Raw genomic sequence first — 13772 nt, forward strand, 5'->3', positions numbered from 1 at the left:
GTGTGGTGAGCCCTGCCGTGTGGGGTCCGGTCATTTCTCGACCGCCTTGCCGCGTTCGAGCATGTCCTTGACGACCTGCATCGGGTCGATGGACTCGGGCTCCAGCTTGATCTGGGACAGGCTCGGCCAGGTGATCTCGCCGTTCTTGGCGTAGGCGATCCGGCCGAGGGTGAGTTTGAAGTCCGGTCCGAGCGCGGCCGAGACCGAGGCCGCCTCGTATGTCCAGCGGTGGGAGAACACCCCCCAGGCGGCGTAGAGCTCGGCGACCAGCAACACCTTGGCCGAGGCCGTCAACCGGCCCTTGGCGTAGGCCTCGGCGTCGAACGAGAACCCGTCCTTGTCGTAGTCCGCGGCGACGGCGATGCCGCCCTCGCCGTCGATCCGCAGCGACGGTGTGATGTCGATCCCGCCCTTGGCGCCGACGGCACCGAGCGCCACTTCGGCCCCGATGTAGGCGCCGAAGGTGCCCGACAGCTCGGCATAGGCGGGCACTGCGAAGGTCCCCACGAGCTTCGCCGCGACCTTGGGGTCCTCCTCCAGCGGGTAGAGCTCGCCCTTGAACAGGATGCCCTTCAGCATCACCGGCCCCACCCCGTAGCCCAGTTGGAGCGAGCCGCGCAGTTCGAGGAACGCGGTCACAGCCGGGACGGGAGTGGGGACGGAGACCTTCACTCCGACGCCCTTCAGCAGCGGCACCGTCCCGCCCTGCGCCGACGGCCACCTGCGGACCAGCACGATGTCGCCGACGGCGACCTCCCCGAAGAGCCTGAGCCGCTCCTTGGTGATCTCCACCCCGAGCACCGGCCGCAGGTCCTTGGTGACCTGGTAGCCGATGCTGCCCTTGCCCCAGTAGTGGCCCTCCTCGTCGAAGTTGAGGTTCAGCGAGCCGTCGGCCTTGGCGGTCCTGACGACGATCGTGGCCGCGCCCGAGAACCGCCCCTCCCGGTCCTCCTCGGTCCGGTTGTATTCGACCTTCATCGTTGCCTTGAGCTGCTTCCAGGCGATGTCCGCCTCGCCCTGGAGGAACAGGCCGCGCTCGCCGTACCGGCCGCGCAGCTTGACCGAGTCGACCAGCGGAAGCGGCTTCGGGACCGTCACCGACCCGGTGTGGTCGAGGCTCTGCCCGTCCCAGCGAGTGCTGAGATCGAGGCGGGTGTTGCGCACGCTGGTGACGATCCCCCCGGTCGCGTACGGCGCGAACTTGCCGGCCACCGTCCGGAAGCCGAGTTCGACGTTGGCAGTGGCCCCCGGGATCGCCGACGAGTCGGCCGTGACCTTGCCGGACCACCCGGCCTCCGAGTTCCACTCCACGTGCCCGGCCGCCGCGTTGATGCCGGGGAGCTTCCCCGCGGGGGTCAGGTCGCCGGCGGCGACGAGCGCACCGCTCTGCAGGGTCACGGTGAGAGTGCCGAGCAGCAGGGGCTTGGCGGCCGGTCCGACCGAGAAGGTGAGCTTCCCGCTGGGCACCAGGGAGGGGGAGAGCTGCAGGGCGAGTTCGCCGCCGGTGAACCGGAACGCCGCGGGCAGTGGCGAGAGCAACTTGTCCGCGGGGATCGGAGCGGCCAGCTTGAGCTCGTCCTTGGTGTAGAGGACGTTGATCTTGCCCAGGAACGGCACGGAGGAGTTGATGACCCCCTTGCCGGTGAGGTTGCCCTGCTCGTCGAGGGCGGCCGTGGTCAGCATGCCGGGGCTGAGGTACGGGTAGTAGAACGCGATCTTCGGGTTGTCATTCTTGTCGAGCTTCAGCCTCCTCGCCTCGCCCGGGGGCGCCGCGGTGGGGTCCGCGTCGGTCTCGGGCCCGGCGGCGGTGGCGGCGGCCGGGGCCGTGGCGGGCACCAGTTCGGCGTCGAGGGTGACCGTCGAGTCGGCCCCGGTGGCCTTGACGGCCCTGCTGTCGAGCACGCCCAGGACGGTGTCGTGGGCGGACTTGGCCCCCGTCTTGGCGCGCCGGTAGGTCTCGATGCGCAGGCCGGGCACGAGGCGGCGGACGAAGCTGTCCAGCAGGGTCTCGCCGGTGTCCCGCAGCCGCACCGTCTCGCTCTGGCCACCCGCCGCGAGTACGACCGGTTTGCCTGCCGCCTTGGCCTTCTCCGCCTCGGAGCCGTGTACGGCGCCTGAGCGCAGCAGGCTCTCGATCTCGAAGCTGGCGTCGGGCTGCCCGGTCGGCACCGTCGCCCTGGCGATCCGGATCTGGAGCTTGCGGACGTTGGGGCCGCGCATGGCGGGGTCGCGGATCTGCCGGACGAGGCCGACCAGGGCCTGGTAGGTCTCCTGGCCCGATGACCGGTTCTTGGTGCTGGTCAGCAGCTGGAGGTTGGAAGGGATCGACGTCCCGCCCAGTTGCTTCTCGACGATGTGGTCGACGTCGCACTTAGCGGGCCCCAGGCCCTTGGCCAGTCCGGTGACGACCTGTTTGACGGCGGGATCTGCCAGCTTGGTGCGGACCGTCTCGTTGTCGTTCGCCGCCGCGGTGATCGCGCCGGCGAGGCTCGTCGTCGACGCGAAACCGAAGGCTCCCAGCCACACGTCCTTGTACTTCTCGCCGCCCTCCTTGTACGCGGCGACAGAGTTGCCTTCGATGAGGGGGTTGAACACCAGACTCCCGCCGGCCGCGGCGTTGTCGTAGGCCTGCTGCACCCAGTGGCCGGCCCCCTTCTCCAGCGGGAGGGCGAACTCAGCTAGCCCGACGACCAGTTCGGTCGTGCCGATACCGGCCGGCTCGTCGGTGACGATCGTCAGACCGGGAGGCAGGTTCTGCGCGGGGCCCGCGGTCCTCCCCGGCTGCGCGGCCGCCTGCTGCGGTGCGGCGCCAGGGCCCGGCGCGGAGGCGGGTACGGGTGCCGGGACGGGGGGTGGGGGTGCCGTGCTCCTGCCGGACCGGCGGACGACCGGCGCGCCCGGCAGCGGCTCGACCGTGGGCCGGCCGCCATCGGCGAGCGCCTGGACGGCCCGGTCGGCCTCCGCCTCCGGCCGCGGGTCGTCCACGACGGGGGTGTGGGAGCGGCCGAAGCCGTCGGTCTGCAGTACGTGCGCCAGTTCGTGGGCGAGGAGGCCGCGTCCGGCGGGAGTGTCGGGGCGGTACTGCCCGGAGCCGAAGACCAGGTGCGTCCCCAGTGAGAAGGCCCGGGCGTCGAGGGCGGCCGCCGCCTGGTCCGCGGTCGGGCCGTCGTGGACGCGGACTTGGCCGAGGTCGCGGCCGAACCCGGCTTCCATCTCCGTGCGCAGGGCCGGCGGCAGGGGGCTTCCGGGCTGGGCGACCACGGCGTCCGCGTGCTCGGTGCCTGGGCGCCCGGTCACCCCGCCCGGCGCGGAGGAGGGGTCCGTCGGCGCTACGGGAGCGGGTCGAACGGTGGCCGTCGGGACGAAGGCAGGTGCCACGGTGGTGGCCGGGCCGATGCGCGCCGGGGCGGGCGCGGCGGTGGGGTGGGCCTGCCGCGCCGTCACTGACGGGCCCGGGGTGAAGACCGGCGCCGGCGCCTGCGGGGTGCCGGTGCGCGGGTCGGCGCCGTGCCGGGCAGGACCTCCGGACGACCTCGGGTGCGCCTGCCGGGCGGTGCGCACGGCCTGGGCCAGTCGCCTCATCGCGGCTCCCCGCTCCCGGACTCGGCCCGTGCGGCCTCGACGATCGCCGTGGCCACCTGCTGCGCCCGGCGCTGCGCGGCGTCGGAGCGCGGCCCGGTGGCGGGCGCCGCGGCCTCCGGCCACGACCGCAGCGCCTGTTCGAGCGCCGCGGGCAGGGCGTCGGCGAGCAGTCGCGCCTCGACGGCCGAGCGGGCGGTCACCCGCAGGGTGCCGACCCGGACCAGGACCGCCGGCGGAGGTGTGGTCATACCGGTTCCTCCCAAGCCACGAGGGGGACCGGGAGGTTCTGCTTGCGCAACTCCTCGGCGAGCTCGGCCTCGATCATCCGCCGGTCCACCGGGCGGTCTCCAGCGGCGGCCAGGAAGGCGGCGCCCAGAGCGACGTTGCGGATCGATCCGCCGGTCAGCGGCAGCGGGGCCAGCGCCTCCCAGCGCACGGATTCGACCGGGGTCTTCGGCGGGAAGGCCGAGCGCCACAGTCGGTGCCGCTCCGCCTCCGAAGGCAGCGGGAAGTCCACCACGAACCGGAAGCGCCGCAGGAACGCGGGGTCGATGGCATGCCGGAGGTTGGTGGTGATGACCGTGAAGCCCGAGAACGTCTCGATGCGCTGGAGCAGGTCGCCGACTTCCGCGTTGACGTGACGGTCCGTCGCTGAGGCGACGCTGCCGCGGGTGCCCCAGACCGCGTCTCCCTCGTTCCAGACCATCATCGATCCGGAGCACTCGGCGGCCTCGAACACCGCCGCGACGTTCTTGGAGGTCTCGCCCACCCACTTGGAGATGATCTGGCTCAGGTCGATCACCATGACACGCAGGTCGAGGGAGGCGGCGAGCACCTCCGCCGCCATCGTCTTGCCCGTGCCGGACGGGCCGCAGAAGAGCGCCGCCACTCCGCGCCCGCGCCGGTTGCCGCGACCGCCCACACGGGCGGCGAAGCCCCAGTCGTCGAACACCTTGGCCGAGTGGCGCACATGCGACTCGATCCGGCGCAGGGCGGCCTCGGTGGCGGGCGGGAGCACGATGTCGTCCCAGCCGTAGGCCGGCTCGACCAGACCCACCCCTGGCAGCGGGGACGGCGTGAAGGATCGGGCGGCGACGTGCCAGAGCTCAGCCGCAGCGCGCGCCTCGTCCGGGGCGGCGTCGACGGCGGCCGCGGCCCGGGCCACGGCGGCGGCGATCCCCTTGGCGTCCAGCCGGAACTGCGCGGACACCCGGTCAACGCCGCGCCCGAGTCGGGCGGTGCGTTCGGGGCCGAGCGCGGCGGCCCAGCGGCGGATGGCCAGATCGGGGTGGTCGGCCCGGGCGGGGAGGACGTGGGACCCGCGGGCGAGTCCGTCGGGGATCTGGGGGCCCGTCAGCAGCACATGACCGAGCACGCGGTCGGCGAAGGCGGCGACCGGGGCGCCTGGCGGGCCGGTGGCGGTGTCGATCACCAGCGCGGCCGGGTCCAGCATCGCCTCGCGGCTCCACCGTGCGGCGAGGCGGTCGCGGGCTTCGGCGTCCTCGGGGATGTCGCTCCCGGCGATCCGCCACGGGGCGAGGCCCAGGGCGGACAGTATCGGCGCGACGTCCTCGGGAGCGGCGTCCGGAACCAGTACGAGAGGTGGCAGGCCGAGCGGGCCGCGTGAGGCCAGCGACCGGGCCAGGTCGGCCGTCTGTTCGCCCTCCTCGTCGGTGCCGGCGGGGACCGGGACCGGCGCCATCCGGGTGGACACCAGCGGGTCGTGGACGGGTTGGCCGAGCAGGCGGTCCAGCACCGGCGCGGCCAGCGTCAGCCGGGCCTCGACGCGGGGCGCGGGCGGCTCCACCGCCACGAGGTCGAAGCGGACCAGCGGTAGCGCCGCGCCCAGCATCGCGGGGTGCAGCTTCGGGACGGCTCGGCAGGCCAGCCACACCGGCAGCCCGCCGCCCGCCACACCGCCGTTCGCCGTCGTCGCGTCGGCCACGGCACGGGCGACCGGCTCGGAGGTGCCCGCCGCCAGCAGGAGCACGATCAGCTGGAGTTCGGCGACGGAAAGGTCGAAGCCCTCGGCCATGCGTCGCAGCGGGGCGTCCGGATCGGCCCGCTCCATCCACTCCACGAGCGGTGCGAACCCGTCCACCGAGGGCTCCCCGCAGGCGATGCCGGTCAGCACCGACAGTGACACCGCCTCGGCGAGCCTGGCGAGTTCCGGCTCGTGAGGGTGGGCGTAGTGACCCGTTTGCGAGGGGCCGTCGGCGCCCGGGCCGTCGGTCTGCGGCGTCGTCATCAGGCTCCGTCCGCGATTGTCAGCGTGTTGCCCGGCGGCACGGCGGTGGACGGTGCCGGGTCCGGTCGTACACCGACCCGGGCCTGCGTCACCTCGGTGACCGGGGGATAGGTGTCGCCGGTGTCGAGGAACACGGTCGTCACCAGGAAGTGGGCGCAGGGCCGCATCGGCGACTGCAGGGCCGACCAGATCTTGGTCGACAGGTCGATGTCGACCGGTGCCTGAGACACGGAGATCTGCTCCGGCTGGCGGGCCGGATCGTCGAGAGGCTCGGAGGTGAGGAGGTCGATCAGCCGGGTGGGCGTAGTGGGGATCAGGATCGAGTCGAGGATCGACCGGATGAGCGGCCGGGGGACGATCCCGTGCCGGTTGAGCGCAGCGATCCCGAGGCCGAGGAGCACCTCGCGTTCGAGGTCGGCCCCGGTCGCGGCCAGCAGGTAGTGCAGGTCGACGGCCAGCGGGGACGGACCGACCCGGCGCCCGCCGGAGTCCACATGCGGCTCGTGCATGTTGCGCCAGGCCGGGTTGGGTGCCACGTGATGGAGGAACAGGTGCAGGCTCGCCGGCTCCGGCTGGGGGGCGGGCGCCGGGGTGGCTGCCGTCGCCGGCGGGCGCGGCGGCGGGTCGACCGAGACGGCCGGTGCGGTCAAGGACCCGTAGGCGAGCTTGAGGCGTCGCTGGAGCACGGCCTGCAGGACGAAGGTGGTCGCCGGGATGGCGAAGTGGGCTGTCATGAGGTTCCCCGTTCCGTCCCGCTCCCGGCGCCGGACGCCAGGTAGTCCTCCAGGGTCGGCCCGGTCCGGATCCGGGGGCCGGGGCGGCGGGCGGGAGTCGTCGGTGGTTCGGCAACGACCCGCACCTCGACCCGTCCGATCTCGACGACCACCGGGGTGGGTTCCGGTGGTGGGTCGGCCACCGGCCGCGGTTCCAGGGGCAGCGGGTCGGCGCGCACGACCTCGAACGCGGGGGTGGCTCCGGCGGCCGGTGCATCGTGCGTGGGCGCCATGGCGGCACCGACCACCTGGGCTGCCGCCGCGCCCTCGGTGAGGGTTGGTGGCAACGGTCGGGCGGCGGCCGACGGGTACGGTGCGGCCACGGGGGTGGCGCCCGGAGCCGGTGCCGGCGGGGTGATGCTCCGGCCTGCCGGTTCTCCGGCGTCCGCGGTGGGCGTCGGACCGGCGGCCGGCGCGAGGAGGGCGGGTACAACGGCGCGCGAGGTCTCGGCTCTTCGGCCGAGCGGGCGGTCGCGGCCGCCCGCCGAGGCGCTCGGACGCGGTGGCGCCGGGATCTCGTGCGTGGACTGCCCCGGCCCCGGAGCGGGCGCGGCGGCGGGAGGTGTGTCCACGGCGGTCGGACGCGGTGTCACAGGGCTCTCGTGCGCGGTCTGCTCCGACCGCGGCCGGGGCGCGGCGGCAACGGTGTCCACCGGCGGGGGAGTGGCGGGGTGGGCCGGGCCCGCCCGGAGGCGGTGATCGGCAGGGGACGGGGGCGCGGTGGATCGGTCGTCCGCAGGAGGCGGCAGCAGGTCGAAGCCCGTCTCCTCCCAGTCCTCCTCGAAGCGGGAGCGCGGTCTCGGTTCTGCGGAGACGGCCGGCCCGGTGTCGTCCACGGGCTGGTCAGCCGCCATGTTCCCGGCGCTCCGCAGGGCCTCCGCGTACGCCGACCGTCGTGCTGTCATCAGGCCCCCATCAGGCGTCGGGTCTGGGAGCGTCCCTCGGTGAGGAGTTCCACATAGCGGTGGCGGCGCTCGGCGGGCAGCCGCAGGATGGCCTCCTCCGACCAGCCGTAGCCGCGGGCGATCACGTCGATCTCGCGCAGCAGCCCTTCGACGAGCAGGTCGAGGTCCCTGGCCACGAAGGCGGCGGGATCGGCGTCCGCCGCGATGTCGTGCTCGCACCCCGCGCAGGACAGGTGGACGCGCATCGAACCGGCCGGGTCGAGCGCCTCCCAGGCGTCAGCGAGCCGGTCGAGGTCGTCCGGGCCCAGATGCGGGATCGGTGGCTCCAGGCAGGTGTCGCTTGCCAGCGCATGCAGACTGCCGGCCGGGGGCCGGCCCCCGAACCGGGTGAGGTCGGCGAGGACCGGTAGCCGGAACGTCAGGGCGACACCGTCCACGAGGAGGCGCGCCACCGCGCCGACCTTGGCGGGGGGCAGTTCGGCCATCCGGCCGACGGGCAGTGTGAACTCGTTGTCGGTGCTGCAGACGGGGCAGCCGACGTGCGCCTGGACCGGTCGGCCGACCACGGCCCGGTGCACCGCGAGCAGCCGCCGGTTTCGGGACCCCAACGGATAGTCCAGCGCGTCCGGGCCGTCGAGTGCCAGTAGCAGGCCGACGGCACGTTCTGCCGTGGACCGGCGCGGGGCGAGCGGCCACAGCCGGACGACCTCCTCCGCGTTCGGAGCGGGGCCGTGCCCAGGGGCGGTGTTCATCGGACGGCTCACGGCTCGACGTAGCTGGGCTCTTTGGGCTCCAGGACCGCGTAGTCGCGTTCCCAGCCCTCGTTCTCCAGCTTGAGCTTGGAGATGGCCACCGCGTTGGCATTGGCGTCGAGGTCCGGCAGCGCCTGGTACTCCGAGACCCAGCACCGGTAGACGGAGTAGCTCAGGACGACCTGTCCGGCCTCGTTGAGGAGTTCGATGATGATGTCCTTGCGGAAGTCGGCGAGCGACACCTCGCCACCTGCCGCGGAGCCGTAGTTCCACGTCTTGTTCGCCCACTGCTCGAACTCCTGGTCGTGGGTGACTCCGCGTTCGAGCGTGATCGCGTCGTACTCGGTGCGACCGGGGGACTTGTAGGACGTGGAGGGGTCCCCGCCGGAGCGGTGCTTGACGACCTCGGTGGTCCGCTTCAGGAGGGAGGCCTTCGAGACCCCGGCCACGTATCGGCCGTCCCACTTCACGCGGAACTTGAAATTCTTGTACGGGTCGAGCCGCTGGGCGTTGACCGAGAACTGTCCCACGATGTGCTCCTGTCTCAGACGGCCGGCTGGACGATCTGCTTGAGGCTGATCACCACGAACTCGGCCGGTTTGAGCGGCGCGAACCCGATCACGAGGTTGACGATCCCTTGGTCGATGTCGGTCGGGGTGGTGGTCGACGCGTCACAGGCCACGAAGTAGGCCTCCCGCGCCGAGACGCCCTTGAACGCGCCCTGCCGGAACAGACCGTGCATGAACGCCGTGCTGTTGAGCCGCAGTTGGGACCAGAGCTCCTCGCCGTTGCGCTGGTGGACGGCCCAGCGCAGCGACTCCGAAAGGGAGCGGAGGATGTGGTTGGCGGTCCGGCGGACGGGGATGTACTTCCACTGGCTGGCGAGCGCGTCCGCGCCGTCCACGGTACGGGAGCCGAACGCGACGGTCTGGTAGATGGGGAAGCGTCGGATCACGTTGAGCCCCAGCGGGTTCACCAGTCCCTGCTCGGCATCGGACACCTCGACGGAGGGGCCGTAGGCACCGGCCACGAAGGCATCGGTGCCGGCGGGTGCCTGCCAGACCCCCACCCGGCTGTCGGTCCGGGCGATGACGCCCGCGATGGCGCCCGACGGCGGATGCGACACGATCGCGCCGGGATGCAGTGGGTCGTCGACCCGGATGTTCGGGAACCAGGCACCGGCGTGGGTCGATCGCAGCCCCAGCTTGGTGGACTTCCACGCCGAGGCGGAGCCGATGTCGACGGCGTCGGGCGGCGGGTCGACGATCAGAAAGGCGAACTTGTCGGCACACACCCGAGCGGCCTCGGCGTACGCGGTGAAGGCGGCGTCGCCGTGGTGCAGCGCCTTCGGGTCGGTGAGTGACGGGCGGACGAGATCAGGCAGGCAGAGGAGGTTGAAGAACGGGTCTGTTGTGTCGAGCGCGGTGATCGCGGCTTTGAAGTCGGCCGACGCCGGTTGGCCGGCCGGGTCGCCGTCCGAGGCTGCCTTGCTCTGCACGGCCTGGGCGACCTTGTACAGGTGGCCGAGCCGGTAACGCGACGGGTTGGCGACCTTCTCGACGATCGAGTACTCCGTCAGGAGGGAGGTGTCGGCTCCCGGATCCGCCAGTGTGACAGTGGCGTCGTGGATGCGCTCGACGCCGGGCGCCCCGGTGGGGCGGCTGACAGTCAGGCACAGGAGGGAGCCGCCCTCGTGGAGGCTGCCTTCGATGACGGCTCCGGCGAGCATCTTCTTCCCGTTGGGGTCTGCCTTGACCGCCTGGTTGATCGCGGTCACGAGCCGGGTGACGAGTTCGACGCGGCTGGTCGGCTTGGCCTCGTCCTTCCGGAAGACGGTCACCGGAATTCTGTCGACCCAACTGAGGGCGTCCACCGTACCGTCGTCAGTCTTCCGTCCGATCACCGACAACCTGATGGTGACCGGACCGGCGAAGGTGCCCGCGGTGGGGTCGGCGCCGATTCTGTAGATGCTCCCAGTGGCCTGCGGGCCCGCCTTGCCCACACCGCTCAGCGTCAGTCTGACCAGCTGGGATCCGGTGGTCGGATCATTGACCACGGTGTCTGCCGTCCTGGCTCTGCCCGCCTCGGTGGTGAGGTCGGCGAACCGCTCGACCAAGCCGGTGACGGGGTCCTGGACGGTGAGGTTGAAGCGGTTCCTGTCGTACGTGGCCGTGGCATCGGTGGAGTAGGGATTCGCCCCGATGTCGAACGGGTCGATCTCGACGAAGAGCGCGCCGCTCGCGGCGCCCGAGCTCAGCGCGGTCACGGTCAGGGAGGGCTTGGTGGAGTCGCCCTGCAGGATCGTCTCCTCGGCGGCGGCGGCGTTGTTCGCCGGAAGCCGGATGACGACGGCCTGGCCGCCGCCGTTGCCGAAGAAATGCAGCACCGAGTACGACAGCGAGCTCTTGGTGTGCAGCCCGCCGAAGTTCCGCTCGAAGTCCGCGAAGTTGAGGCAGGTCACCGGTCGCTGGTCGATGCCCGTCCAGGTCGGGCCGATGAAGAGCGCGACCGATGTGGGAGCGCCGGCGACGGTCCGGACGCCGGAGTCCAGCTCGCGGGTGTAGACACCGGGATAGGTCAGGTTGAGCATCTCATCGCCTCCGTGGGCCGGGGCTTTCCTGGCGGGTGGCAGCGACGCGCGACGGCGATTGGTGTCGGTGGTTCCCAACCCGGGGCAGGGGCGTACGTGACGAACCATCAGCTCGCTGCTGCCGCACCAGGCTCCCACTGCAGTTTGTGCACTGTCGATCCTCCAAATGGCTGATCAGTGCGGTGTTTCGGGAGTACCCAGGGCCTCGGGGTCGGCGGCTTTCCAGAGGCGGATCCCGGCCGATGCGAAGGGGCACATTGGCGAGCGAGTGGTTCATGCCGTCGAGACGGGCCTCTGGGCGCCGGGCGACCGGCGCCGGCGGAGGATCGAGCTTGATCCACCATGACGGCCGCCATCGTCGTAGTGGTGAGGGCGACAGTGGGGCCTCGTCATCGGTGGGACTGCGGTGGTCGAGGCTACTGTGCAACCTTCGTATGGTGTAGCAGTTTTGGATCCAGGACGATCGCGTTGCCACGCTGCCGCCCGGCTGGACCCGGTTCGTCGAAGCCGCCGCCCGGACACACCGCCAGCTCGCCCCGGTCGCTGCCGTACGCCGTGCCGACCCGAACCCCGGGCAGCACACTCCCGTCGCCGCTCACAGGAGTGAACGCGAGGACCGGTGCTACGTCGACGGTGTTCGGGTTGGTGATGCTCAGCATCTGGTCGATGCGGTTGGAGCCGCCATGTGCCTGGTACGCGAAGGTCGGTGGCGTCACCGCCGACTGCGCCGGACCCCTGGTCCGCGCGGGGTGAACACGCGTGGCAACGGCTGCGACGAGGGTGATGCCGCTGGCCAGGCTTATCAGCTGAGGAGAAGAAACGCAGGGAGTCTAGTAGTTGCGGTTCCATCAACTGGTTCTTGCCGTCGAGGCAGGCCGACGGGCAGGAAGGACGCCGGGACGCCGTCCAGGCAGAGCGTCAGCGAACACCCAGCTCCGGCGGTCGTGCGGGCCGGGCGCGGGGCGGCGGTCCGGCAGATGCTGAAGGGGTGCCAGTGCGGCGGCCACAGGACTGGTCGGGATCCACGACGGAGAGGCCCAACTTCCCTACGCTGACCGCCGGGAGGCACCCGCGGGGTGGCCATCCGGACCTGGCCGCGCCGACCGGGTCGTCGGGTGCCTCGGCTGTTGGACAGCGTCGTCCGTGCCCGGACTCGATCGCGGGGACGTGGAGTTGGTGGCAGACCCCCGACGCCCACATGCGACACGGCTACCTGATCACCTTCTGTGCAGCCGTGCTGGCGAGGGCTCCCAGGTCGATCGTGCCCGACCACGCGGGTCGGAGTCACTACCTCCGGGCCGCGGGTGTGTCCGGGTACGGCCGTTACCCAGCGCTGTCCGCACCTTCCGCCAGGTCGACGCCACCAGCGACACGAGCCCCGCCGTCGCGGTCTTCAACAGCACGATCTTCTGCGTGTACAGGGGTGCCGGAAGCGACAGGCGGCTGTGCTGGCGCAACTTCAACAGCACCACCTGTGGCTCCGCCACGGCCTTCCCTTCAGGGGGACTTCGCTCGCGCCCGTGCTGCCCGCGTACAACGGCAAGCTCTACTGGCTGATCGACGACAGCGGTCTGCGCTGGAGCAGCTACGGCGCCGGTATGCGGAGCGCCTTCACCGAGATCGGCGGCAGCAGCCCGTACGGCCCCGGGATGGCTGCCCTCGGCAACCGGCTCTGCGTTGCGTGGCGAGGCTCGTCCAACGAGGAGCTGTACTGGAGGAGCTTTGACGGCTCCGCCTGGACTGCGCTTCAACGCTTCCCCTCGGGAGCCACTTCCAACGCGATGGTCCTGGCCGCCCACGACGGAAAGCTCCACTGCGAGGTGCGCGAAGACGGCACCAAGGAGACGCTGCGCTGGTGCAGCTTCGACGGCACCACCTGGTCCAGGTTCACCGCGCTCGCCGCAGCAAGCCCGACCCACCCGGGCGTGGCCTCCTACAACGGCAACCTCTACGAGGCCCACATCCAGTAGAAGCTCCCGGGCCGGACGCGCGTCCGCCCCGGGCGGCCACGGCCGCCCGGCGTCGCAGCCCCCCGGTCCTCGCCGATCGCGCCGGGGACCGGGGGACATGGGGTCCTCAGTCCGGGGTATTGGCCGTCCGGCCTGCTGGGGGCCTGCCGTCAGACGGTCGCCGACCAGGAGGGGGCGCTGGCGATGCCGCACGTGTTCTTGCCGCGAGCGATCTTGCCGAAGCCATCTTTGCCCCACGAGGTGCCCCAGCTGTTCTTGACGATCCAGTAGTCCACGCCGCCTTGGGTCCCGTAGCCGACGATGGAGACGACGTGGTCGATCGTCCTCGGGCAGCTCGGGTTGTCGAGGATGCCTTCGCCGCTGAAGGACCGGAAGTCGGAGTTCTCGCCCGCGATGCTCACGACGACGGGGCCCTGGGAGACGGCGGCCTTGATGGCGTTCTCGTCACCGGCGGGGATCTGGGTCCAGTGGACCTTGCGCGGCCCGGGCGGGTTCTCCGGGCGAAGCAGGGAGGCCAGGGTGCAGGGGAGGGTGTTGCGGCCGGGGGTGAGATGGTCGGGCTCGTCCTCGGGTGCGTACACGTAGTTGTGGTGCTGGCCCGTCGCGATCTCGACGGCGCTCTCCACGACGGCGGCGGTGGCGTATCCCTCGCTGTCCGGGCACAGGCCTTCGTCGCGGACGGGTTGCACGGCTCCCCGAGCGCGCCAGTCGAGGGAGTCGGGGAGATCGTCGGCGTGCGCCGGCGTCAGCCCGGCGGGCGCGGTGGTGAGTGCGGCAACGGTGAGCGCGGCCGCGGTGAGGGCGAGCAGGGAACGACGGGCAATGACGGCTCCTGGGTCGTGCGGACGGTGAGGTGCACAGCGCCGCCGTCGGCGCCTTGCCGAGCGTGATCAGTCCCCGCGGGCCGACGTGACCATGCCGATTGCCGGCCGCGGTCAGCCTGCTGCGCGCA

11 protein-coding genes are annotated in these 13772 nt (G+C 71.9%); 1 reads left to right on the forward strand and 10 read right to left on the reverse strand.

Annotated elements, in window-relative coordinates:
- Positions 1-30: 30 nt before the first annotated feature.
- The 9 genes from AA75_RS36250 to AA75_RS48470 form a co-directional block, all read right to left on the reverse strand.
- Positions 31-3582: a DUF4157 domain-containing protein gene (locus AA75_RS36250; protein WP_051814050.1), complete on the reverse strand. Its 3552-nt coding sequence runs from the start codon at positions 3580-3582 to the stop codon at positions 31-33.
- Positions 3579-3830: a hypothetical protein gene (locus AA75_RS36255; RefSeq protein WP_033824654.1), complete on the reverse strand. Its 252-nt coding sequence runs from the start codon at positions 3828-3830 to the stop codon at positions 3579-3581. Before AA75_RS36255 ends, AA75_RS36250 begins: the two co-directional genes overlap by 4 nt.
- On the reverse strand, positions 3827-5830 hold the full coding sequence (locus AA75_RS52835; protein WP_051814051.1) for an AAA family ATPase: 2004 nt from the start codon (positions 5828-5830) through the stop codon (positions 3827-3829). The genes AA75_RS36255 and AA75_RS52835 overlap by 4 nt, the downstream gene beginning before the upstream one ends.
- Positions 5830-6564 carry a DUF4255 domain-containing protein gene (locus tag AA75_RS36265; RefSeq protein WP_033824655.1) on the reverse strand — a complete coding sequence of 245 codons (735 nt, stop codon included), beginning with the start codon at positions 6562-6564 and terminating at the stop codon, positions 5830-5832. Before AA75_RS36265 ends, AA75_RS52835 begins: the two co-directional genes overlap by 1 nt.
- Positions 6561-6836 carry a hypothetical protein gene (locus AA75_RS48465; protein WP_149038584.1) on the reverse strand — a complete coding sequence of 92 codons (276 nt, stop codon included), beginning with the start codon at positions 6834-6836 and terminating at the stop codon, positions 6561-6563. The genes AA75_RS36265 and AA75_RS48465 overlap by 4 nt, the downstream gene beginning before the upstream one ends.
- 671 nt (positions 6837-7507) lie before the next feature.
- Positions 7508-8260 carry a hypothetical protein gene (locus AA75_RS36275; RefSeq protein WP_033824657.1) on the reverse strand — a complete coding sequence of 251 codons (753 nt, stop codon included), beginning with the start codon at positions 8258-8260 and terminating at the stop codon, positions 7508-7510.
- A gap of 8 nt (positions 8261-8268) precedes the next feature.
- Positions 8269-8790 carry a phage tail protein gene (locus tag AA75_RS36280; RefSeq protein ID WP_033824658.1) on the reverse strand — a complete coding sequence of 174 codons (522 nt, stop codon included), beginning with the start codon at positions 8788-8790 and terminating at the stop codon, positions 8269-8271.
- A gap of 14 nt (positions 8791-8804) precedes the next feature.
- Positions 8805-10850, reverse strand: coding sequence for a phage tail sheath C-terminal domain-containing protein (locus tag AA75_RS36285; protein ID WP_033824659.1), 2046 nt, complete (start codon positions 10848-10850; stop codon positions 8805-8807).
- A gap of 416 nt (positions 10851-11266) precedes the next feature.
- Entirely contained in the window at positions 11267-11566 is a 300-nt protein-coding gene (locus AA75_RS48470) for a hypothetical protein (protein WP_149038586.1), read from the reverse strand.
- Between the two features lie 804 nt (positions 11567-12370).
- On the opposite strand from AA75_RS48470, the gene AA75_RS36290 reads away from it, so the two are divergent.
- On the forward strand, positions 12371-12820 hold the full coding sequence (locus AA75_RS36290; RefSeq protein ID WP_033824660.1) for a hypothetical protein: 450 nt from the start codon (positions 12371-12373) through the stop codon (positions 12818-12820).
- A gap of 149 nt (positions 12821-12969) precedes the next feature.
- Here the strand turns inward: AA75_RS36290 and AA75_RS36295 are convergent, their stop codons facing one another.
- Complete coding sequence (locus AA75_RS36295) at positions 12970-13644, reverse strand: C1 family peptidase (protein ID WP_082527089.1); 675 nt, start codon at positions 13642-13644, stop codon at positions 12970-12972.
- Positions 13645-13772 lie beyond the last annotated feature (128 nt).

Origin of the sequence: Kitasatospora sp. MBT63, assembly GCF_000710465.2 — a bacterium.
In the GTDB taxonomy this organism is placed as follows: domain Bacteria; phylum Actinomycetota; class Actinomycetes; order Streptomycetales; family Streptomycetaceae; genus Kitasatospora.

Excerpts from the sequence above, each read along its gene's own strand:
- AA75_RS36265 (WP_033824655.1), bottom strand. The coding sequence starts at position 6,564 with ATGACAGCCCACTTCGCCATCCCGGCGACCACCTTCGTCCTGCAGGCC.
- AA75_RS36255 (WP_033824654.1), bottom strand. The coding sequence starts at position 3,830 with ATGACCACACCTCCGCCGGCGGTCCTGGTCCGGGTCGGCACCCTGCGG.
- AA75_RS48465 (WP_149038584.1), bottom strand. The coding sequence starts at position 6,836 with ATGGCGCCCACGCACGATGCACCGGCCGCCGGAGCCACCCCCGCGTTC.
- AA75_RS36250 (WP_051814050.1), bottom strand. The coding sequence starts at position 3,582 with ATGAGGCGACTGGCCCAGGCCGTGCGCACCGCCCGGCAGGCGCACCCG.
- AA75_RS52835 (WP_051814051.1), bottom strand. The coding sequence starts at position 5,830 with ATGACGACGCCGCAGACCGACGGCCCGGGCGCCGACGGCCCCTCGCAA.
- AA75_RS36285 (WP_033824659.1), bottom strand. The coding sequence starts at position 10,850 with ATGCTCAACCTGACCTATCCCGGTGTCTACACCCGCGAGCTGGACTCC.
- AA75_RS36275 (WP_033824657.1), bottom strand. The coding sequence starts at position 8,260 with ATGAACACCGCCCCTGGGCACGGCCCCGCTCCGAACGCGGAGGAGGTC.